Source organism: Vibrio sp. PBL-C16, assembly GCF_034321865.1.
GTDB lineage: Bacteria > Pseudomonadota > Gammaproteobacteria > Enterobacterales > Vibrionaceae > Vibrio > Vibrio alginolyticus.
In genome coordinates this window covers 675,798-697,021 of record NZ_JAXLNY010000001.1, presented here as the reverse complement: position 1 = coordinate 697,021, position 21,224 = coordinate 675,798, and the positions used below count along the sequence as shown (strand labels likewise).

Sequence of the window (21,224 nt, the reverse complement as noted above, 5' to 3'; positions counted from 1 at the left end):
TTGGGCCATTCAGTCCTAGCACTGTATCCTTTTGGTGTGTGTACCAATTAGATTATACCGTTTACAATTGAGAACGCTTATTTAGAGAAATAAGTATCCACGCAAATGTACATGCTTTATCAGTGATTTAACTATAGGAAATCTAGAGAAAGGATTAAAGAGTAGATTCTTCAGGATCTGCGTATAAAATAGAATCAAGAGCCCAATCGGATAAATCATAAGAGAAGGACTCTGTACCATGAAGCATTCCCCACATTGAGTTAATATTTCTTATATCCCAATTGCTTATGTCCTGATTAAAAGATTTGGCTCCGTAGAACATAATATAAGTACTATTCACTCCAGTAACATCCCAGTTGGAGATGTCTTGATTAAAATTCTCTGCTTGATAAAACATACCTTTCATGTAGTGCACAGAACCCGTGTTCCAAGATGAGATATCTCCATTAAATTTACTCGCTCCATGAAACATATACGACATATATCGTACACTAGTTGTATCCCATTCTGATAAGTCTTGGTTGAATTTTCTCGCCAGATAAAACATGTAGGACATATTTTCAACATTACTTACATCCCAGAGATTTATGCTATGATCGAATGATACAGCATTAGCAAACATACCTTCCATAGTCTTGACTTTGCTTACATTCCAGCTTGAGATATCCTGATCGAAAGACTTTGCCTTAGCAAACATTCCATTCATATCCTCAACCTTGCCAACGTTCCAGTTTGAAATATCTTGGTTAAAAGAGCTAGCACCACCGAACATAGTTCTCATATTGGTCACATTGGAGACATTCCATTTTGATAGGTCTTGATTAAAAGAGTCTGCTTTCCAAAACATTCCCGCCATGTTGGTTACATTACTAACATCCCAATTAGAAATATCCTGGTTAAAGGAATGCATTTCATAAAAAAGCTTACTCATATCTGTTATTTCAGAAGTATCAACGTTTGATATATCCTCCTTGAAGTAGAGCATCGCCTTAATATCATCGACAGTAACCTTCATTGGAAGAAATTTGGGTCTATGCTCATCCGTCAGCGCTGAAGTCATTTCATCATCATCGTAATTGAAAGTCATATAGTTGGCCACATTCAAGACATTCCAAGCACTCAAGTCCTGATTAAAGGTCCTAGCCGCAAAGAACATGGCTGTCATATCCGTCACATTACTAACATTCCACCCCGATATGTTCTGGTTGAAAGAATGAGTATGGCTAAACATATTGGTCATATTGGTAACGTTACTAACATCCCATCCAGAGATATCCTGATTAAACGCTTTAGCATCATGAAACATATAGGACATGTTAGTAACGTTACTAACATCCCATCTAGAGATATCTTGGTTAAATGTATGCCTATGAGCAAAAAGTCTACTCATATCTTTAATTTTAGAAACATCTACCTGAGTTACATCTCTACCTGCTTTGATCATTTCAACCAATTCTTGCCGCATAAGCGGATGTGTTGGGGTAGCTTCTTTTTCGCAGCCTGCCAGTAAAAATAATCCTATCAAAAGAATTGGCTGTAACTTCTGCATTATCTTCCCTTATTCAATAAAACTTAACCTGTTGTATATTATGTCTATTCTACTATAAAAAACAGACGAAGCTTTCCATATACAAGGTGCCCCTCTAAATTTTAGTTGACCACTACAACACAACTGTTCAGCATATGTTTTATTTTTAAACTCCATATCAGCAATGGCTAACATACTTACAGTATCTGTTTATATTAGCCTCAATGTTGTTTCTAATGACTTATCCCCAATCATCAAATGAATGATTGGTACGTTCACGTCATTATGTTCCAGTCATACTGCAAAAGTGCTTCTACCGATTAGTATGCTAGGATGCTCACCATCTTTTAACCGCAAAGAATTTTGTTAACTGTCCATTCTTCTTCACAATATCACGAACTTGGATGCGGTATATCTCTAGTGTTGTCATTCCACTATCCAAGAATAACCTCATTAGACAAGCATTTAGCTCTGGTATTTAGGTAATGACCTTGAAGAGTCAAGCTTTGCCTTTATCCTCGGTGAGCGTGGGTAGTGCCATGTGTGTTATTTCCTGTTTTACATCAAGAAACACACACGCTAGCAGTGGCAAGCTAAGAAATCAGTGATCTAGATATTGGTGTGATTGGCTTTAAGGGAAAACTGAATGATTGTCATTGCTCATTCATTTGCAATGAATAAAAATTTTTTATAGGCCAAAATTAAGTAACGTCAGGCGGAGCATGTGAACTAAAACGCTTTTGTCCAGAAATTTTACCGTGGGCAACTTCTAACGCAAAAGTGCCCCAAAACTCGCTAGACCAAACACTCTAGAAGATCTGTGTCGTTCATTTTACCCTACGAAAAGTTATCCGATAGAATGTAACCCAACACTATTGAGCCTTCATTGTGCCTGTTTGGTCTGTCAAATTGTCTATTTAACTGGTTAAATCATCAGGTAATCTTTTTGAGGATGATAAATAACTGAAAATATTGTTATTATCCTTTTTATTTATCAGTAAAACCGACTCCCATGAGATATGAATCCGCTCCGTAGCCCAAAAAGAAAGACAAGAAACAACTAGAGAACGAGTAGCTCGCCAACGTCGAGAGCGCAGGAAGAGGGAAGAGTTGAGGTATACCGCGAGCGATGAAAAGCGAAGGACAGAAATTAGAGAGAGGGTTCTTAGAGATAGACAAGAGGCTGGATTAGGTCAAATCTCTCAAGGTTTAAAAACGCCTCAAATTCTGAGCGATTCTACCGGGCAACAGTGTTCACTTGAAGATGAAATGGCTAAAAATCATCAACATATACTTATTACTGATTTAGAAGATGCGCACAAGATATTGCATAACGTTTGGCTCGATTCTGGTTGCGAGTATTAATGCAGCAAAATCATGGTTCAACCACACAGAGCCGATGTTTGACGCCGCGTCTATTGCTAAGCAATTCGGGGATATGAACATTAAGGCGGATCTTGTTGAGAGCAGAGGAAAAATCATTGTCGCATTCAATGGGACAGATCAGAACGGGAAAGCACTCAAACATGCGTTTGTGAATGGCGCTCGTATCAACATGAACCGAAAAAATACTCGCTTAACTCATTTAAAGCAATGCAACCGGGTTTTAGCCCGAAATCTAGGGTTGCAAACTTTAAAGGTGCAGGAGCTTTAACGTTTGTTGTATCGGCGAGTATTGCTGCCAGTGACCTAGTGTTTAAAGATGATTACCACCTAGTGTATTGGTTTGGGAATGTTCGCTCTGACATGTTCAAATTTATACTCCAGAGCGCACATGGTGAGGCCGCGTTGTTTGCTGCTGCTTTCTTAGGTCAACCAATAATTATATGTGCAATTGCTGTAACAGCGACAAAACTTATTTAAGGACATGGACTGCATGGAATCCAAAAACGAGTCTAATCGACGCCCTCTTGCAGTGCGTAAAATCTCAGTTATTAAACGAATTGCTATTTGGCTGAGCCAAAAAAACATTACCCCTAACCAAATCTCACTGATGAGCATCCTCTTTGCCGCTATTGGCCTTGCTTTTGCAGCTAGTTATCGCTTCTGGCCTACGCCAATTTGGTTAGTGCTGTTCGCTCTGATGGTTCAAATGCGGTTATTGTGCAATCTATTTGACGGAATGGTCGCTGTAGAAGGTGGGAAGAAAACTCCTGCTGGTGAGTTGTTTAACGATGTTCCAGACCGTATTGCCGATCCGCTGTTGATTATCGCTGCTGGTTTCGTTGCTCATTCAGCATTTTCTATGCCTCTAGCTTGGATTGCGGCACTATTAGCGGTACTCTCAGCTTACATTCGCGTTTTGGGTGTTAGCATGGACTGCTCGGCCGACTTTCGAGGACCAATGGCTAAGCAGCATCGAATGGCCCTACTCACAGTAACTCTTTTAGTAATGGCGATTAACCATTGGTTTACGTTATCACTTGGCATTTATTTGATGGACATATCGCTTGCAATCATGGTAATTGGCTGTGCTGTAACTTGTTGGCGTCGTTTGGTATGTATTTTTAATGCTAAAAAAGAACTCGCTAACTTATTATTGAACCATGAAAAAAATCATCAGGCCAAGCATTCTAAGTCTCTAACAGCCAACGAGACAATCGATAAGGCGGTAGGTGAAACTAACCATGATTAATATCCCTACGCATTCGTTATACATGATGGCCGCCATCACACTCGTACTAGTGATTGGCACTTTGGTTTACCTGTATTTGTCACGCCATAATCTTAATAAGGATTACCACGAGCTTAAACTTCGCATTCGTTCTTGGTGGTGGATGATCGGAATCGTCTTTGTTGTGCTCTATCTGCCCACTCAATACACGCTGATTTCTGTCGCCTTTTTGAGTTTTATGGCGCTGAAAGAGTTTCTCTCTGTAGTACCAACGCGCATGACAGATCGACGTGTGATCTTCTGGGCTTACCTTTCGATCCCGTTTCAATACTACTGGTTATCAATCGGTTGGTATGGCATGTATATCATCTTTATTCCTGTCTTCACCTTCCTCTATCTTCCAATGGTCGCGGTGCTGATTGGTGATACCAAAGGTTTCATTCGCTCAGCAGGTATCATTCACTGGGCGCTAATGCTGACGGTATTTTGTGTTAGTCATATGGCATATTTATTGGTATTGCCCAGCAAGAATCCAGAGACCGGTTCAATGGGAATGCTACTGTTCTTATTGGTATTCACTCAGTTTAGTGATGTTTGTCAATACGTATGGGGTAAGAGCTTCGGTAAACACAAAATCGTACCGAAAGTCAGTCCAAACAAAACATGGGAAGGCTTTATTGGTGGTGCGGCAACCATCATCATCACTAGCTATTTTGTGGCACCTTACCTGACACCATTAACTTCAGTTCAAGGTTTAGTTGCAGGGATGATTATCGCCTTGAGTGGCTTTATTGGCGATTTGGTAATTTCATCGGTTAAACGTGACTTACAAATTAAGGATACCAGCCAGTTTATCCCCGGCCATGGCGGCATTTTAGATCGTATTGATAGCCTGATGTTCACCGCCCCCTTATTCTTCCACTATATTTATTACCTCTACTACTAAGAAGACGATATGAAAATTTTAAAAGTTTTGTTCGTCTTGCTGTTTGTGAAACCACTGGTGTTTGTTGGTTTGGGGCTCAACATCATTAATCGGCAAAATCTGCCAAGCAATGGTCCTATGGTGGTCGCGGCTAACCACAATAGTCATCTCGATACTTTGGTATTACTGGCACTCTTTCCTATCAGTATGGTACATAAGGTGCGTCCTGTGGCAGCAGCCGATTACTTTCTCAAAAACAAAGTATCAGCATGGTTATCACTCAATATTTTGGGCATTATTCCCATCCATCGTTCACCGAGTAAAAGCGAGCGGCATACTGTATTTGATGAGTGCCATAAGGCACTTAATCAAGGAGATATCTTGATTGTCTTTCCTGAAGGTAGTCGCGGTGAACCTGAAACTATGAGCGGGTTAAAGAAAGGGATTTATCACTTAGTTAATGAACATAAAACTTGTCCTGTCATTCCGGTGGTGATGCGCGGATTAGGTCGAGCGCTCCCTAAAGGAACAGCGATGCTTGTTCCTTTTAACTGTGATGTTGTATTGGGAGTGCCAATCGCGAGGTTTGAAAATGCAGATGACTTTCTAATAACCATGCAAGTTGAATATCAACAGCTTGCACAAGCATGTATTGTGACTAACCACGAAGAGTAGATACGTTCTAGCTCGACAGTACTCCATTATCGTTTAAAGCAAGAGCCCCAAAAACTTAGGGAATCCGTTTGTCTTACTAGATCCGAACCAGCAATTTTGGACACTGAATTAAGTAATTTTCTATACTTGAAGTTACTCGTACATTACTAATTTAAGTAGAAGTTCTAAGTAACTTTGCCCACCTGCAAGCTATAGTATTTTCTCAAGCTATATTAAGTTCTTAAAACCGCAGAGCTTAAATAGTGTGGTTAAGCCTTTGATTCGGATGTGGCCTGCCTTTGTAATCTCTTTCCCCAAAATACAATGTGTTTTGTTTTACAGGAGTCAGAATGCCTGGCTCCTTTTCCCTTTGCTTGTCGTGAGCTCTACCATCTTGGTCGTAGAGTATTGGTTACCGAAACCATTAACTCATGTTAGTGAAAGGAAATTCCTGAGCCCTATAGTGCTTCTTTCACCAATCTTCTGTTTGGGCCATTATTTCTAACATCCAGACGCGAAATAGCATAAGATACACGGCCTTTACTAGCACTGAGCCACTCATCGTAATGACAGATAAAACACAGCAAGCGACATTTGCCGATCTTGGCCTGATTCCAACATTAGTCGAGCGACTAGAAGCGTTGGAATACAGCCAACCGACGCCCATTCAATCCCGTTCTATTCCTGATATCCTTGAAGGGAAAGATATTATTGGTGGTGCCAATACGGGGTCTGGTAAAACCGCTGCTTTTTCGCTGCCAATCTTGCAAAAAATTGTTCAGCAAGACGAATCAAACAATCGCCGTGGCAACTTCGTTTCCCACCTGATTTTAGTACCAACTCGTGAGTTGGCATCACAGGTGGCATATAACGTCAAATCTTACTCATACCATCTCAGAGATAAGATCAAAACGGTTGCCGTATTTGGTGGTGTATCGGTGAACCCACAAATGCTGGCGCTTCGTGGTGGCTGTGACATCATTGTTGCAACGCCGGGTCGATTACTTGATCTGGTATCCAGTAACGCGATTAAGTTGGACCAAGTAAAAACGCTTGTTCTTGACGAAGCCGACCGAATGTTGAGCCTCGGATTTACCGAAGAACTGAATAAGATTCTTGCGTTACTACCAGAGAAGAAACAGACGCTGTTATTTTCTGCTACTTTCCCTGATAAAGTCACGACGCTGGCTCAGCAGTTGCTCCGCGACCCTGTTGAAGTTCAGTTGCAGAGCGCAGAAGCCAGCACTTTGGTGCAGCGCGTGTTTAGTGTAAATAAAGGTGAGAAGACGGCGGTACTCGCGCACTTAATCAAACAGCATCAGTGGCGACAGACTTTGATTTTTGTGAATGCTAAGAATGCCTGTAACCATTTAGCTCAAAAGCTGTCAAAACGCGGTATTACCGCTGAAGTTTTCCATGGTGATAAAGGGCAGGGCGCTCGTACTCGTGTCCTTGACGGTTTTAAGTCTGGCGAGATTCAAGTTCTTATTGCCACCGATATCGCAGCACGCGGCCTTGATATTGAAAAACTTCCAGTGGTGATTAACTTCGATCTTCCGCGTAGCCCTGCTGATTATATGCATCGAATCGGTCGTAGTGGTCGTGTTGGTGAAGTAGGTTTAGGGTTATCTCTTATCGATTACGACGACTACCACCATTTCAAAGTGATAGAAAAGAAAAATAAGTTCCAACTTGAACGCGAGCAGGTAGTCGGTTTTGAAGTGGAAGACGATCAGAGTGAAGCCTACTTTTTACCAATGAAGCCGCGAGCGAAGCCAGCAGGTACGGGTAAAAAGAAGAAAAAGCGTAATCAATAGAAAACGTAAACTACATGTGATTTTACTTACGGGAGTTGCTGGAGAAAGGGAATGCTCACTAGCTTGAGTCTTCGCTTCTAGCCATTCCTTTAAAGAACAATAGAGCCCTGCTGGAGCTACCAGTAGGGCTCTATTGCTTTTCAAGATAGTGTTATTGGCGACGAGCAGGGCGTCCGCGAGGTGAACGCTTTTTAAATGCAGACGCTGCTTTAGCTTGTGACTTAAGAATAGAGTCAACGGTTAGCGGCATTGGCTCTTTAGGTTCAAGGCCATGAGGGAAGGTACGAGCTCTTGGTGGTAAGTTGTATTCTTCTTCGCTCGCGCGTGGCATACGCTTAAAGCGATAAAGGTAAAAGTTTTCTAATTTTTCTCTCGCCCATTCGGTTTTCTTTAAATACTTCACGCTACTTGCAATCGAAGGCTTAGTGTTAAAGCAATTAAAACGCATTGCTTTATCTAGAATGTCCCAGCCGTAAAAATCTACTAACTCTTGCAACATAGTCTCTAGCTTTAACCCGTGCAGTGGATTGTTCTGTTGCAGCTCGATTCTCTCTTCGTCAGTCATCATTTTTAAGGGCCTTACTCATTAAAGGGCGGAGTTTAACAAAGTATACAATGCAGAGATATCTATAGTTACTTTGCGATGGATGCGAGCACAGTGCTCTCTACCTTGAAAGTATAAATCGGAATTGGCCGCTCTACTTGGCTCTCTGCTCAAAAATGACTCTTAAAAGTTCAAGCGTCCCAGCTCGATGTTAAATTATTGTGTAATAAGTGAGATTTTTGTTGTTCTTTTACTAATGTCTAATATTCCTACCCATAGCAACACATGCTTAATAAGCTCAAAATCAAAATTGGTTCATGCCGCTTTCTTAGTATGGCCTAGAAGTTTGATGTGGGTGTTGTCTCGTATTGGTCGAAGGTCTGTCTACCAAGCGAAACTCTAGTTGACGTAGTTCAACGTTGAAACATAAAAGGATGACTCAATGTCTGACAAAAGTAAGACTTTTTACAGGGATGTGCGCAAAAAACCGCATGAATTTGAAAACCGAGAAGACTTTCTAAATCATGATTTAACAGTCATGAGCTTCCGTCGCTGGGGAATTCATTTGCCCTCACGTGATTACAGTATTGAAATTGAAGACTGGGTACCTGCATTAGCAGCAACCATTGGTAAAGTGGTTATGGTCACTGCCATGGTTTCCGCTTTTGCTGCTCAGTTTGGTTTATCTCCGGAATTCATTGCAGAAAACGTGCGTTACGAATTACTTATCGCTGGAGCCCTGTTCGTCATCCTGTTTTCTGCCATCTTAAACCCGAATGCAAACTTAGCGGGTACCCATGGTCCAATGATACCGCTGATTCCTATGATCGCAGCTGCAGGAGGGCACCCTCTCGCGCTAGGTTTGATGGTATGTGTTTTTGGTTTAATTCTCGCTTTAACCAAAGGTGGCTCTAAACTCATGACTCTGACTGGTATCGGGGTTCGAGGAGGGTTGTTGATCTACCTTGGTGCTGTTGGGTTGCTCGGGCAAATTAATAAGACGGAAGCGTGGGCTGCAAGTACGGACCAAGGTTACATTTCGTTTGTGGTCATAGGCCTAACCGTTATGGTTTACGCTTACTTAGCCAAGATCAATAAACGTTGGCTCGCTATCCCATTGTGCTCTGCACTCGCGGGTATTGTTGCTTATTTGATGGGCGCTGAGTTTGCTTTTACCACAGAGCCGGGCCTGCCTAATTTCAGTCCATTCTACTGGTGGGGGGAAGATACAGGCTGGCAGCTAGGCTGGCCAACCCTAGAGCACTTTATTGCCGTGACTCCATTTGCTCTACTGGCTGTCGCTATGTGGTCCCCTGATTATCTCGGCCATCGTGTGTTTCAAGAACTTAACTACCCGAAAGAAGCGAAAGGCGTACTAATGGATGTCGACGACACGATGGTCGGAGCATCTGTTCGTCAGGGGGTTGGTTCACTCTTAGGGGGCGGAAACCTAGCTTCTTCTTGGGGAACGTACATGATTCCTGCCGCAATTGCCAAGCGTCCTATTCCAGGTGGCGCACTGTTAACGGGTTTCATGTGTATTGCGGCGGCGGTAATTGGCTACCCAATGGATCTAGCAATGTGGGAACCTGTTCTGCGCGTTGCTTTGATTGTGGGTGTATTCTTACCACTGCTTGAAGCCGGTATGCAGATGATCCATAAACATAAAGATTCACTCAGTGCAGGTATCTGTATTTTTGCCTGTGCATTCGTTAATCCTGTCTTCGGTTGGGCAATCACGATGCTGTTGGATAACCTCGGGCTTATCGGCGACCATGAGCGTGCTAACGAACTATCGCGCAAAGATAAATATCTGATTCCTGGCACTGCGTTTATCGTTTGTGCAGGCTCCCTTGCTGTTGTTGGTCAGCTTCCAGGCATTCCAGCTCTTATCGGTTAATCGAATTATGCTTTTAAGGCATAGTGGGATTGGTGAATAAAAGGACTTGCTTCTTAAAATACAAGACACAAACAAAAAGCTACCTAGTACCAGGTAGCTTTTTGTATATAGGGTTAGGCTACGGAGTTAGGCTATATGAGTGATTCAATGCCGTATTTTGCGCCGTAGTGTTCAACGACAAAATCAATGTCTTTGTCACCACGGCCTGATAAGTTGATCAAAATCGAGCCGGTTTCTCCTTGCTGCGCGAGTTTAATTGCGTAAGCGACAGCGTGTGAGGATTCAATAGCAGGGATTATTCCCTCTTCACGAGACAGCTCAAAGAAGGCATCAATCGCTTCGTCATCGGTGATTGAGCCGTAATTGACACGGCCAATGTCTTTTAAGTAACTATGCTGAGGTCCAACCGATGGGTAATCCAAGCCACTTGCTACAGAGTGCACTTCCTGAGGTTCACCTTGTGCATCTTTAAGCATGTAAGACTTAAATCCGTGCATGATACCTGGCTCACCGAGTGTGAGTGTTGCAGCATGCTCGCCAACCTTTTGCAAAGAGCGGCCCGCAGGTTCAACGCCGTGAATGGCGACTTGTTCATCCTCTAAGAAAGCAGTAAATAGCCCCATCGCGTTAGAACCACCTCCAACGCATGCGACGAGATTATTGGGTAACTTGCCTGTCATTTCTTTGAATTGAACTCGTGCTTCGTTACCGATAATTGATTGGAAATCTCTCACCATTTTAGGGAATGGGTGAGGGCCAACGACAGAGCCTATCGCATAAAGTTGTGTATCAGGATCTTTCAGATAAGCTTCGAATGCAGAATCTACCGCTTCTTTGAGAGTCTTGCGCCCATGAGTGGCAGGAATGACATTAGCACCAAGGATTCTCATGCGGACGACATTCGGATGCTCTTTGGCGATATCAACTTCACCCATGTAAATATCGCATTTCAAGCCAACCAATGCCGCGGCTGTAGCAAGCGCAACACCGTGTTGCCCTGCGCCAGTTTCAGCAATCAGTTTCTTCTTACCCATCTTTTTAGCGAGAATGGCTTCCCCTAAGCAGTGGTTAATTTTATGTGCGCCTGTATGGTTTAAGTCTTCGCGCTTTAGGTAGATGTCTGCTCCGTATTTTTTAGACAAGTTTTCCGCATGGAAGATTGGGCTAGGTCGTCCAACAAAGTGCTTATACAGGCGAGCGAGTTCCGCTTTAAACTCAGGATCTTTGCTGCATTCCTCATAAGCTGCGTTGATGTTATGCATGATTTGTTCAAGCTCAGGTGGAACAAAGCTACCACCGTATTCACCAAAGTATCCTTCTTCGTTGGGCATAGTGAGATCAAACGAGTTTTTCATTATTTACATCCTAGTTAACGAAAGTATTGATACTTTTATACCCAAAATTTGGAAGAGGTTGTGTGATCAGTTGCTTAAATAACAATTGACGATCTAGTGAACTAGTTAAAAAGTACAGCTTGTGTAGGGGATAATAGTTGTGATGTAGAATCAGGTGGTTTGAATAGGTGCAAAAAAGCCTCGAGAGATTCTAGGCTGTCATAAGAACCTCTCGAGGCAAACAGAGTGCTGGAAATACACTCTGCGATGGTGTCTGGAAACAAAAATTAGATTCGTTTCCTTTGTCAGATATTAGGGTTTTAGAATGAGTCGATGTCAGCGAAATGTCACAAGTTAACTGCGGTATTAAAAGCTTATTTTTTATTTTTGATTAATGGATTAGAAAGTAACCTAAAACAGGCTAACCTACCGCGTGTTCCGCGTCTTTTAAGTTGAACATGATCTTTCTTTGTCTCGAATCGGCGTCTTTAACCAACACGTGCACTTTGGTCCCTAAAGTAAACGTGGCGCTCTGGCTGGAAATTTTTTGTTTGACTGCATCAAATTCGAACTCACCATTTTGGAAACTTGATAAAGGAATGAGACCTTCGATTCGGTTCCTCTAACTCAACGTCTCAGCTAGGGATTATGTCCTCGTAGTTATTAGAATTTATTGATTGAGCAGATATATTTAATTTCATTTTTTCTCTTATATTCGCCAATCGCTTTTATTTTATAAACTTTATTTTTATGAGCAAAGCATGAGGCGAAGTGATTCAGATATGAATGAGATTAATTTAGTTCCAAACTGGAATTGCAAGGTAGGCCGTGTGATTACCTAAAGATGTATACCAAAGTGACTTTATTGAAAGTGATTAATGATGGTGTGGGAGAGGTAAGTGATTTGGGTATATAAACTTAGATAGAGAATAGTAAGGGCAGTAATAAGTGGAAGGGGATTGTGGCACCGACAACATTGATGCCACACAAAGAATTACAGTGCAGTTACTTCAGCTGCTTGTAGACCTTTGTTACCTTGTTCAACAACGAACGATACTTTTTGGCCTTCAGTAAGAGTTTTGAAGCCTTCAGAAACAATAGAACGGAAGTGAACGAATACGTCATCACCGCCATTGTCTTGAGAAATAAAACCAAAACCTTTAGTTTCGTTGAACCATTTTACTGAACCAGTTAATTTATTAGACATAGATACCTCTATATTTGATTGTTTTAAATATTGAATTTTTAGCTAATATCAAGTGCTACTATATGATTTTAGAGATAACTATTTTGTCGCAGGAACGTAAACGAGGAATTCGATGTGGAACTGAGAGAAACTTTGATCTTTAATTACATTAATAGCTCTTTCCGTAAGAGCTGATGTGCAGTATACCGACAAAATTAATAAAGGCTAGCCTTTTCTTTTTTATTTTTTTGAGTACACCAAGCGCATTGCTTTCAAAGCATACGCTTGGTGTATAAGACGGCGTGATGTTATAGGTGGCGTCGAGCGCTTAGTGTTTTCTGGTTGGGCCGTTACGAACGATGTCTTTACCATTGTCATATACGTGCTGCGAAACCCAGCGGCCAAGGAGCAATTGGTGCTTTTCTCCTAATACGGCAACAAATGGACGGCCATCGGTATTAGAGGTGGCTAGCGCAACGCCAGTGACACCTTCAAGACCCAGAGCGCCGCTTTCTACTAAATGCAGAAATGCCTCTAACTCTTCAATCGTTTCGATTACATGGTTATCAATATTCATTGTATTCAATCTCTTCGAATTGCATTGCGGTCGCGTACTCTACCTAAGTTAAGCGTGGAAACCAAGCTTCTACGTGCGTCATGTAATGAGAGAACCTTGCCCTGCCACTAATCATCAATAAGTTAGTCTCGATAGTCCGGAACTTGCCTAGATTCAATGAGGCAGAAAACACTCTCTGGTTAGACATGAGTCACATAATGTTGTCTGGTTTATCTCATCAATACTTTTGCTATTGGATGGGGTGAAGGGGAGTGCAATAATTTGTAAAACTCTTTTCCTAAAGGCTGTTATGAAGAAAGTCCTGATTACCGGTTTTGAACCTTTTGGTGGTGACGCCATTAACCCCGCCTTAGAAGCGGTCAAGCAATTAGAGGCTGCGGCCATAAAAGGCGGTGTGATAGTTACTTGCCCAGTCCCCGTAGTTCGATATGACTCGGTGAAAGTCGTTATTGAAGCAATAGAAGCGCACCAGCCAGACTGTGTAATTACTGTAGGGCAAGCGGCCGGGCGTAGCGCGATAACCCCAGAACGTGTCGCAATTAATGTCGATGATTTTCGTATTCCAGATAACGTTGGTTATCAACCGATTGATGAACCCGTGGTGGCTGATGGTCCTGATGCTTACTTCTCGACACTACCGATAAAGCGTGTTGTGCAAACATTGCAAACGCAGGGTATACCTAGTCAGATTTCCAACAGTGCCGGAACATTTGTATGTAACCACCTTTTTTATGGCATCCAACATTATCTAAAAGACAAACCTATTCGTCATGGGTTTGTTCATATCCCATTATTGCCAGAACAAGCAGTAGATGGCAGTCAGCCTTCCATGTCTCTGGAGATGATAGTCGAAGGGCTAAGGCTGGTGGCGCAAGTTTGTATTGCCAATGAAAACGACATATTGGTCAGCGGCGGGTCGATTTGCTAGTAAGTGCTTTACAGTCCACTAAGTGTCTGAAAGCTAGTAATAAGTTCATCGTTTGATGTTGTAATAAATGTTAGCTTTGTCAAATTTCACAAGTAGCGAAAGGAGTAGCATTGAATAGTCAGGTTGGATGTTGTTCAAACTGGCACTCCCCCTAATACAGGAGGTATTAGGGGCTACCCTTACGAAAGGCGAGTTATCATGAAAAGCAACAAAAGTAAGTCTATCGCACTTATCTCTGTCGTTGTTTTCGCATTGGCTATCGCTGCGCTTAAATTCGAAAACACACTCGGAGTTCTTCCCATTGTAGTCGCTATTATCGCGTTTTTTGCCTGCGTCATTTACACCAGTATGTATCTTTCTGATATGAAGCGTTCAGAGTTGATAAGTCACTCTGATCATTCTCAAAAAATGTATACCCACGCATCACGCAATGAGCTTGATGAGCGCGATAAAAAGCGTTGAAGCGAGTCACATTCTCCGTATACTTTGCTGGAGCATTAATGCACTAACGTGTCGGAGATAAGCATGTCAAATCGAGTACCAACCAACATACTGACCGGATTTTTGGGTGTCGGTAAAACGACCACGATTTTAAATCTACTGAAGAACAAACCGGAAAAAGAAAACTGGGCGGTTTTGGTCAATGAATTTGGTGAGATTGGCATCGACGGTGCACTGATGACCGACCAAGGCGCGCTGATTAAAGAAGTGCCGGGTGGTTGTATGTGCTGCACTGCGGGTGTGCCGATGTCGGTAGGTATCACAGCATTATTGCGTCAAAAACCGGACCGTTTATTGATTGAGCCGACAGGCCTTGGTCATCCAAAACAGGTTATCGCGACGCTTACCTCACAGCAGTATGAACCTTACGTTGATCTTAAAGCGACGATTGCCTTGGTTGATCCGCGTAACTTAAGTGATGAAAAGTATCTTTCTAACCAAAACTTCGTGGACCAGTTAGACAGTGCAGATGTGGTTATTGGTAGTAAGGTTGACCTATGTTCCAACCACGACCTTGATGTGTTTAATGACTGGGTGACGGACCAATCCCCTTCAAAAGTATTCAGTAAGCTTATTCATGACGGTGAGTTGCCGATAGAAGTCTTGGATATTGAGCGGGTTTACGGCAGCGCTTCTTCCCATATCGAGTCACATCATCATGACCACGCTCATCAAGAGCCTCAATTCCAGTTGGCGCCTGGTGAAGCCTTTGTGCGCAAAGAGAACAAAGGGCAGGGTTATTTTAGTTGTGGGTGGTTGTTTGGGGCAGAGTATAAGTTTGATTTTGAAAAGCTTTTCTCTATGCTTTCGGACTTGACCGCAGAGCGTGTTAAAGCAGTGGTCAATACGGATCAAGGTTGTTACGCGTTTAATGTTGCCAACCGAGTCGTGTCGGTGAATGAAATCAGCTTAGAAGGCTTTGAATCACGATTAGAAGTGATAGATTCTCAGCTGTTGCCATGGGATGAGCTTGAGCGAATTCTCCTTCAGTTATCTGGCATCAAACATTAAATCGCGCAAAGGTTAAACGAAAACGGTGAACCACTAATATATCTGTGCTCACCGTTTTTTCTTTTGTAGGATTTCAATGAGAAAAGTGAGATAAATCACTCAAATTCGGGTATAGTGCACGGCTAAATTTTTAAAGCTATTTTTAGTGGTTTGTTTAAGGAATACGCTCAATGTCATTTTCATCTCAAGGTTTTGCGCCAGAAGTGGTTAAAGCACTGGCAGAATGCGGTTATGAAAAGTTAACGCCAATTCAACAGAAGGCGATTCCAATGGCTCGCAAAGGCCATGATATTTTCGCTACAGCACAAACAGGTACTGGTAAAACGGCTGCGTTTTCTCTGCCTATGATTCAGCAGTTGCTAGACAGTAACCGTAGCGCTTCTCGTAAGACTGCTCGCGCACTTATCTTGGCTCCAACTCGTGAGCTTGCTGAACAAATTGCTGACAACATCAAAGCTTACACGAAGTACACGAACCTGTCGGTGGCCGCGATTTTCGGTGGCCGTAAAATGTCTTCTCAAGTAACGGCATTAGAAAACGGTGTAGATATCCTAGTGGCTACACCTGGTCGATTGGAAGAGCACATTGAACAAGGTAATGTCTCGGTCGCACACTTAGAGTTTTTAGTGTTTGATGAAGCAGACCGTATCTTGGACATGGGCTTTATTCACGCAGTACGTAAGATCATGCTAGATGTGGATACTGATCCGCAAATTATGATGTTTTCTGCAACGACTTCGAGCCAACTAAATCTGTTAGCAAAAGATATCCTGCGTAAGCCTAAGCGTATTGAAGTTGAGCGAGCGAATACGACAGCACAGACAGTTGCTCACGTGTTATATCCAGTTGATCAAGAGCGAAAAACGGAACTGCTTTCGGAGCTGATTGGTCGCAAGAACTGGAAACAAGTGTTGGTATTTGTGAACTACAAAGAGACCGCAAACGACGTTGTAAAAGAGCTGAAACTTGATGGTATCAAAGCGGTGGTTTGTCATGGTGACCGTGCTCAAAGTGCTCGTCGTCGTGCGCTAGAAGAGTTTAAGTCCGGTAAAGCACGTGTCATGGTGGCTACCGATGTCGCTGCTCGAGGTCTAGATATTGAAGACTTACCTCACGTTGTGAACTATGACATGCCTTTCCTAGCGGAAGATTACGTTCACCGAATTGGTCGTACGGGCCGTGCAGGTAAACAAGGTCATGCTGTTTCATTTGTAAACCGAGATGAAGAGCTCACGGTGGTTCAGGTTGAAAATCTAATCCAGCAACGCATTCGCCGTATTGAGCTTGCAGGCTATGAACCAAAACAGCGTGAATCTTACATTGAAAAGCTGCACTCAAAACCAGCATTCAAGAATCGTCAAGGTCGTCGTAATAATCCGAACCAGTCGGCAACAGACCAAGGGTCGGCAGAGCGTCGTCTTGCTATGGTGAAGCGCCTGAAAGCGCGTCGTGGCGCAAAGTAAATTACACAGTCTGTGTGAAAAGAGCCCCTCAATTGAGGGGCTTTTTTTGTTTTGTCGTTTCGCGTTAATTTAGGCCAAGCATATTTGGCTCACCACGATAAATAATGCGATCGTTTCCTCGGTGAATACCAAACATAACTGTAACAGGTGGATTTTCCTCTTCACTTGTCGTGTTATCCCAATCGTATTTCAGCCAAGGGATGCGATTACCTGAGCCGTCTAAATCCAGGTGGAATTGTATTTGCTCGCGTGCTGAGTCAATTTGGCTTGCAACGATATCGGTCATCCTGCCAACATGCATTGTCCCAACTCCAGAAAGCATGGCGTTGTTTGCAGGCGCATTCGACCAAATTGGCGTGCTGAAGTAATATTCACCATTCGCCGTTGTTGAGCTGTCATCGAAGTTAGTCGTAAATCGACCGTTTTGCCAAGTTTCTACAGCAAGTGGCACTTTGATCACCATGCCTTGGTTGCCACCTACATCTTGAAAGTTCAAACGACCGAATCGAATGTCCGGTTGTTGAGTGAGCATTTCGCTGTTATCAAAGAAATTTACCTCATCAACGGCTTTAGTCGTGACTATACCTATTTTGCTGCTGTCACTGTTAGTCCCTTTATTAAATGGGCCATCAGGATATTGCTTATCTGTCGTGTTCTTTTTCCAGCATGGGCTATTGTTACAAGTCGCATTGGTCGAGGGCTTCTCTATAACAAACGTTCCAACACTCGCGCTACCCAGTAGTTTCCAGTCTACCTTCTTAGGCTTAGGCGGCAAAAACCGATCGGAGTATGAGCTTAGCTCGCCTAAATCGAAATGTTGTTGAAGGTTAGACGAAAAGTGGACGTAATTCTTCACGTTTTCCTTATTCGCATTGAGTGCGACAACATCGTAAGTGACTTTCTCAAAAGGTTGATTCATGTAAGCAAAAGTTTGGCCATGTGGGTAGTGCCATTCTTGGTCTTGCACTTGAAAATATTTTGGGTAAAAACGACCAACGTAACGATAGCCTTCGTTCACAGTCATACCTAGATATTTACTTTCTAGGTTTGCTTTTACTCTCAAGCTCCCGACTTCTTCCCAATATAATCCATTAAAGACGAATTGATCATTCTTGGCTGAATTATGCGCCTGAGCCAGTGGGTCACTACTTTTTAGCAATTTTGAGGTTTGGTTCGCTGTCTCTGATGGCGTATGTTGCTCACTCGACAAGACAACCGATGCTGCTGGAGCGTCATCAAGCGTAAAATTACGGGTGATAGAAGCATCACAATAGCGTGCTGATTCAACAGACCCACTTACAGAGCCGTCAGGTTGCCAAATGATTGGTTTCACCGTTAGAGAGAAAAGTTCTCCGGCAGCAAGAAACCCTTCTCCTTGTTCAGAGGTGCCAGAAGGCAAAGCACGTTGGTTGTCACAAATAGCGAGTGTCCATGGTCGCGAGTGCACATTAAATGTCCCTTTCACTTCCACTTTGCCTTCTTCTGGACACTCTTCAAATCCCTCACATTCAAAATGATCGGACAATGTCACTTCAAATATGCCGGACTCGTTCGTGATAAGACCATGTTCAGACAAGCCGTCTTTAAATTCCGCTGAATAGCTAAAGTTTCCTTCACTTCCTCCTAATGGTTGAACCAATGGATGAAAAACCTTAGGCGTACCATTGTAGTTGCTTGCCACTACAGGTTCGCCGGTGGAGGCACAAGCAAGCAATCGCGTATGCACGTTTTCTGGTTTACCTGCAATAACGCGTATTTCATTTAAAGTTGCGCTTTTCGTCTTTGAGTAGGCCTCAAACATAAATGGCGTAAACATAAAGCGAACAGTTTGATGCTTGCTCGTGTCTTTCGCCATAGTGAAAGTTAGTGTGTAGTTGGTATCTAACGAGAACGTATCAATATTATTCGGAACCACTCGAACAACAAGTTCACCATTATCGTCAGATATAAATTGGTTGGCTCCTAATGTCTGATGACCTTTAACCACCTCTAAAGTGAATAAGTCAGGGTGTGATAGGACGGCACTGACTTCTGCGCTTACAACTTCTCCATTATTGGTTGTTGTAGCTGTAAATTGCGGAAGATCGTCGCCGCACATCAGTGCCATGTCGTCCGATGGTGTGGCGCTGAGGTTTAAGTCGTTCTCCGATGGAGGCTGCATGCTGCAATTCGGAACACCTTGAGGGGTGATTGGACAGACTTGGGAAGAGTAGTGACAATCAGCCTCGCCCAATCCACAGTATTGCGTGTATTTGTTGTCTTGTGCTTTCGTTTGTGCACTTCCTGGCGTTTGTTGGATTTCACCACAAACTTGACTAGGCTGATTTGGAGCGTTGTTGAAGTTCAATGTTTGGAAGTATTTAATTGCTGCGATGGAACTATAGAATGAGCCACTTAATGTAGCTGACGATCCTACAGATTCAGCTGTACCATAGATCGACATATCTTTTATAATCAGAGAGTTGTGCGCAGAAACATTACCGACGACAAAATGGTCTTGTAAAGGATGGTTTGTTTTTAGGTGTAGTGTTTCGCCTTGCGATTCGACCTTACCACAGATGTTTGTATTAAGTATATTGGTCGTGCTGTGTGTCGAAATATCACCAATAATGGTGTTGTACGTTCCATCAATGTTAAGTGTCGAACCTGTTAGCTTAATATTCCCGTCTATGAGAATGTTATGCAGCTTTGTTGGGTATGCCGATAGAAGATCACCATAGATGACAGTGTGTTTGTTTTGGTAATCGTCGAGGTTTGATGCTTTCTCATTGTTAACCGTTAATCCGGTAGCGAGGGCGTGTAGAGAGATACGTTTATTGGGTTCACCAATCGTATTATTCCCCTCTAACACAATTCCATAATCTGCTTTTAACGTTATCTCTTTTTCCGGTAATGAGGAGACAATTTTATCACCAGCGGGTAGGACTAGTTTCCCTGTACAGCGATAAGTCGTGCCATCGCTTTCGATACTAAAACTCTTGTGTGAGCAAAGTTGACCTAACTTAGATAGATCTTTTACGTCATAAGTGGTGGCGTGTGAGGTTAGCGGTAAAAAAAGAACCGCAGTGAAAATACTGCAAAGACGCATCATCAAATGTCCTAATGAGTGGAACAAGATGGCATCAAGCGAGCGTGAGCAAATGCTCACTGAAATTGGAATAGCTGCGGTACTTTTTGTTTTGAAGCCGCTTAGTTATTGAACTTTGGTTATTTTTTATTTCGTATGTCATACCAAAGTTTAGCGGCCTTATTACAACGTAAGTGTCAGGTTAGTTCAAGAGGTAAGTGTGATGTGTGTCAATTTATATGTGTAACTATTTGTTAGTTAAGGATAATAAGTAAGCATGTTGGTTCAGAATCAGGAAGGACGCGATCCTGATTCTGAATGTTTATAACGCTAGGCAGCGTGAACGATGAGTGGGGCCATCTGATATAACTCTTCTAGTATGGCTTTCGTTTGTCTCGAATACACCAGACAATCTCGATCGCCAACGAGCTGAATTGCTCGCACTTTACCTGCAACCAAACATTGCCTAATCGTGCGTAGAACCATTTGGATATCAATTTCTGACGCGCCATCAAGGCTGTTTTTGGTTTTTAGAGATCCAAGGTCGATGCTAATGATTATTTGGTCGCAGTGGTCTAGGTAATTGCCGATCTGTTGCTTAACGTTATTGCGATGACGAAAAGAAAACTCTTTCTCGGTCACCCAATCACAACCTTGATCTTCCGCGTATTCCCACGTTTCCTGCTTTGTATCTTGTTCGCTAACACCAGCAAAAAATAATCGCACGTTTTGATAGCGAGAAAGAGCAAAATGGAATGCCGAGCCTAAACGTGGTTCAAGTGTTGGTTTCAAGTTCATGTCATGTCCAATATTTACCACACCCACTTCGTCTCGATAGGACACGACCACAGGTAACATGGACAAGATTGCCTCGGTACAGTTAGTGACTAAAACAGGAATTGAGTGGCGAGAAAGCGAAAGGCTTAACGCTTCCTGAAACTCGCCATTCTCCAGTTTGTCGTGGTTGAAGTGCCCATAGTTCTCAGCGGTTTCATGATCGTGTTGTTGGTAAAGCCAATCACTAGCATTTTCCAAACTTTGATCAGCTAATTCAAACGCGCCCTTAGACATGGGTGGCAAATACTCACACACTGTCATAAAAGAAAAAGGGTAATGCTGCGGCTGTTTCACGGTGTGGTGGAGTTTATAGCGTTTGAAAAAGCTTAACATGATGA

General features: G+C 42.7%; 16 protein-coding genes and 2 pseudogenes. 10 read left to right on the top strand and 8 right to left on the bottom strand.

The window, feature by feature from the left end; translation table 11 throughout:
* Positions 1 to 154: 154 nt before the first annotated feature.
* Complete coding sequence (locus UQW94_RS02920) at positions 155 to 1,549, bottom strand: BspA family leucine-rich repeat surface protein (RefSeq protein WP_053303747.1); 1,395 nt, start codon at positions 1,547 to 1,549, stop codon at positions 155 to 157.
* Positions 1,550 to 2,540: 991 nt separating this feature from the next.
* On the opposite strand from UQW94_RS02920, the pseudogene UQW94_RS02915 reads away from it, so the two are divergent.
* The 5 genes and pseudogenes from UQW94_RS02915 (at position 2,541) to UQW94_RS02895 (ending at position 7,538) form a co-directional block, all read left to right on the top strand.
* Positions 2,541 to 3,391, top strand: a pseudogene (locus tag UQW94_RS02915) (hypothetical protein).
* 4 nt (positions 3,392 to 3,395) lie between these two features.
* Positions 3,396 to 4,163 carry a CDP-alcohol phosphatidyltransferase family protein gene (locus UQW94_RS02910; protein ID WP_080996661.1) on the top strand — a complete coding sequence of 256 codons (768 nt, stop codon included), beginning with the start codon at positions 3,396 to 3,398 and terminating at the stop codon, positions 4,161 to 4,163.
* Positions 4,156 to 5,088: a phosphatidate cytidylyltransferase gene (locus tag UQW94_RS02905; RefSeq protein ID WP_017635765.1), complete on the top strand. Its 933-nt coding sequence runs from the start codon at positions 4,156 to 4,158 to the stop codon at positions 5,086 to 5,088. Before UQW94_RS02910 ends, UQW94_RS02905 begins: the two co-directional genes overlap by 8 nt.
* Before the next feature lie 9 nt (positions 5,089 to 5,097).
* On the top strand, positions 5,098 to 5,742 hold the full coding sequence (locus UQW94_RS02900) for a lysophospholipid acyltransferase family protein (RefSeq protein ID WP_225473279.1): 645 nt from the start codon (positions 5,098 to 5,100) through the stop codon (positions 5,740 to 5,742).
* A 545-nt stretch (positions 5,743 to 6,287) separates the two neighbouring features.
* A complete protein-coding gene (locus tag UQW94_RS02895) occupies positions 6,288 to 7,538 on the top strand; it encodes a DEAD/DEAH box helicase (RefSeq protein ID WP_322141985.1) in 1,251 nt (416 codons plus the stop codon).
* A 151-nt stretch (positions 7,539 to 7,689) separates the two neighbouring features.
* On the opposite strand, the gene UQW94_RS02890 is transcribed toward UQW94_RS02895, so the two are convergent.
* Positions 7,690 to 8,106 carry a VF530 family DNA-binding protein gene (locus UQW94_RS02890; protein WP_322141984.1) on the bottom strand — a complete coding sequence of 139 codons (417 nt, stop codon included), beginning with the start codon at positions 8,104 to 8,106 and terminating at the stop codon, positions 7,690 to 7,692.
* Positions 8,107 to 8,524: 418 nt separating this feature from the next.
* On the opposite strand from UQW94_RS02890, the gene UQW94_RS02885 reads away from it, so the two are divergent.
* Positions 8,525 to 9,982 carry a DUF3360 domain-containing protein gene (locus tag UQW94_RS02885; protein ID WP_054576803.1) on the top strand — a complete coding sequence of 486 codons (1,458 nt, stop codon included), beginning with the start codon at positions 8,525 to 8,527 and terminating at the stop codon, positions 9,980 to 9,982.
* A 131-nt stretch (positions 9,983 to 10,113) separates the two neighbouring features.
* Here UQW94_RS02885 and trpB read toward each other — a convergent pair whose 3' ends face one another.
* The 4 genes and pseudogenes from trpB to UQW94_RS02865 all read right to left on the bottom strand — a co-directional run bounded on the left by trpB (position 10,114) and on the right by UQW94_RS02865 (position 13,079).
* A complete protein-coding gene (gene trpB / locus UQW94_RS02880) occupies positions 10,114 to 11,337 on the bottom strand; it encodes a tryptophan synthase subunit beta (protein ID WP_167415948.1) in 1,224 nt (407 codons plus the stop codon).
* A 400-nt stretch (positions 11,338 to 11,737) separates the two neighbouring features.
* Positions 11,738 to 11,935 (bottom strand): annotated as a pseudogene (locus tag UQW94_RS02875) (hypothetical protein); the annotation flags it as partial.
* Between the two features lie 375 nt (positions 11,936 to 12,310).
* Complete coding sequence (locus tag UQW94_RS02870) at positions 12,311 to 12,523, bottom strand: cold-shock protein (protein ID WP_005375644.1); 213 nt, start codon at positions 12,521 to 12,523, stop codon at positions 12,311 to 12,313.
* Between the two features lie 307 nt (positions 12,524 to 12,830).
* Positions 12,831 to 13,079: a hypothetical protein gene (locus UQW94_RS02865; RefSeq protein WP_005375646.1), complete on the bottom strand. Its 249-nt coding sequence runs from the start codon at positions 13,077 to 13,079 to the stop codon at positions 12,831 to 12,833.
* A 289-nt stretch (positions 13,080 to 13,368) separates the two neighbouring features.
* Between UQW94_RS02865 and pcp the strand changes: the two genes are divergently transcribed.
* The 4 genes from pcp (at position 13,369) to UQW94_RS02845 (ending at position 16,982) form a co-directional block, all read left to right on the top strand.
* The gene (pcp, locus tag UQW94_RS02860) at positions 13,369 to 14,007 is read left to right on the top strand and encodes a pyroglutamyl-peptidase I (RefSeq protein ID WP_253657151.1); all 639 of its coding nucleotides are present in this window, start codon (positions 13,369 to 13,371) and stop codon (positions 14,005 to 14,007) included.
* Between the two features lie 198 nt (positions 14,008 to 14,205).
* Positions 14,206 to 14,469, top strand: coding sequence for a hypothetical protein (locus UQW94_RS02855; RefSeq protein WP_017635759.1), 264 nt, complete (start codon positions 14,206 to 14,208; stop codon positions 14,467 to 14,469).
* Between the two features lie 63 nt (positions 14,470 to 14,532).
* The gene (locus UQW94_RS02850) at positions 14,533 to 15,519 is read left to right on the top strand and encodes a CobW family GTP-binding protein (RefSeq protein ID WP_262638893.1); all 987 of its coding nucleotides are present in this window, start codon (positions 14,533 to 14,535) and stop codon (positions 15,517 to 15,519) included.
* A 170-nt stretch (positions 15,520 to 15,689) separates the two neighbouring features.
* Positions 15,690 to 16,982: a DEAD/DEAH box helicase gene (locus UQW94_RS02845; RefSeq protein WP_025768979.1), complete on the top strand. Its 1,293-nt coding sequence runs from the start codon at positions 15,690 to 15,692 to the stop codon at positions 16,980 to 16,982.
* Between the two features lie 64 nt (positions 16,983 to 17,046).
* Here the strand turns inward: UQW94_RS02845 and UQW94_RS02840 are convergent, their stop codons facing one another.
* Positions 17,047 to 20,073, bottom strand: a complete 3,027-nt coding sequence (locus UQW94_RS02840; protein WP_322141983.1) for a DUF6701 domain-containing protein — start codon at positions 20,071 to 20,073, stop codon at positions 17,047 to 17,049.
* Between the two features lie 306 nt (positions 20,074 to 20,379).
* Positions 20,380 to 21,219, bottom strand: a complete 840-nt coding sequence (locus UQW94_RS02835) for an arginase family protein (protein ID WP_322141982.1) — start codon at positions 21,217 to 21,219, stop codon at positions 20,380 to 20,382.
* Positions 21,220 to 21,224 lie beyond the last annotated feature (5 nt).

Coding starts and splice junctions, on each gene's coding strand:
- UQW94_RS02920 (WP_053303747.1), bottom strand. CDS start 1,549: ATGCAGAAGTTACAGCCAATTCTTTTGATAGGATTATTTTTACTGGCA.
- UQW94_RS02910 (WP_080996661.1), top strand. CDS start 3,396: ATGGACTGCATGGAATCCAAAAACGAGTCTAATCGACGCCCTCTTGCA.
- UQW94_RS02905 (WP_017635765.1), top strand. CDS start 4,156: ATGATTAATATCCCTACGCATTCGTTATACATGATGGCCGCCATCACA.
- UQW94_RS02900 (WP_225473279.1), top strand. CDS start 5,098: ATGAAAATTTTAAAAGTTTTGTTCGTCTTGCTGTTTGTGAAACCACTG.
- UQW94_RS02895 (WP_322141985.1), top strand. CDS start 6,288: ATGACAGATAAAACACAGCAAGCGACATTTGCCGATCTTGGCCTGATT.
- UQW94_RS02890 (WP_322141984.1), bottom strand. CDS start 8,106: ATGATGACTGACGAAGAGAGAATCGAGCTGCAACAGAACAATCCACTG.
- UQW94_RS02885 (WP_054576803.1), top strand. CDS start 8,525: ATGTCTGACAAAAGTAAGACTTTTTACAGGGATGTGCGCAAAAAACCG.
- trpB (WP_167415948.1), bottom strand. CDS start 11,337: ATGAAAAACTCGTTTGATCTCACTATGCCCAACGAAGAAGGATACTTT.
- UQW94_RS02870 (WP_005375644.1), bottom strand. CDS start 12,523: ATGTCTAATAAATTAACTGGTTCAGTAAAATGGTTCAACGAAACTAAA.
- UQW94_RS02865 (WP_005375646.1), bottom strand. CDS start 13,079: ATGAATATTGATAACCATGTAATCGAAACGATTGAAGAGTTAGAGGCA.
- pcp (WP_253657151.1), top strand. CDS start 13,369: ATGAAGAAAGTCCTGATTACCGGTTTTGAACCTTTTGGTGGTGACGCC.
- UQW94_RS02855 (WP_017635759.1), top strand. CDS start 14,206: ATGAAAAGCAACAAAAGTAAGTCTATCGCACTTATCTCTGTCGTTGTT.
- UQW94_RS02850 (WP_262638893.1), top strand. CDS start 14,533: ATGTCAAATCGAGTACCAACCAACATACTGACCGGATTTTTGGGTGTC.
- UQW94_RS02845 (WP_025768979.1), top strand. CDS start 15,690: ATGTCATTTTCATCTCAAGGTTTTGCGCCAGAAGTGGTTAAAGCACTG.
- UQW94_RS02840 (WP_322141983.1), bottom strand. CDS start 20,073: ATGATGCGTCTTTGCAGTATTTTCACTGCGGTTCTTTTTTTACCGCTA.
- UQW94_RS02835 (WP_322141982.1), bottom strand. CDS start 21,219: ATGTTAAGCTTTTTCAAACGCTATAAACTCCACCACACCGTGAAACAG.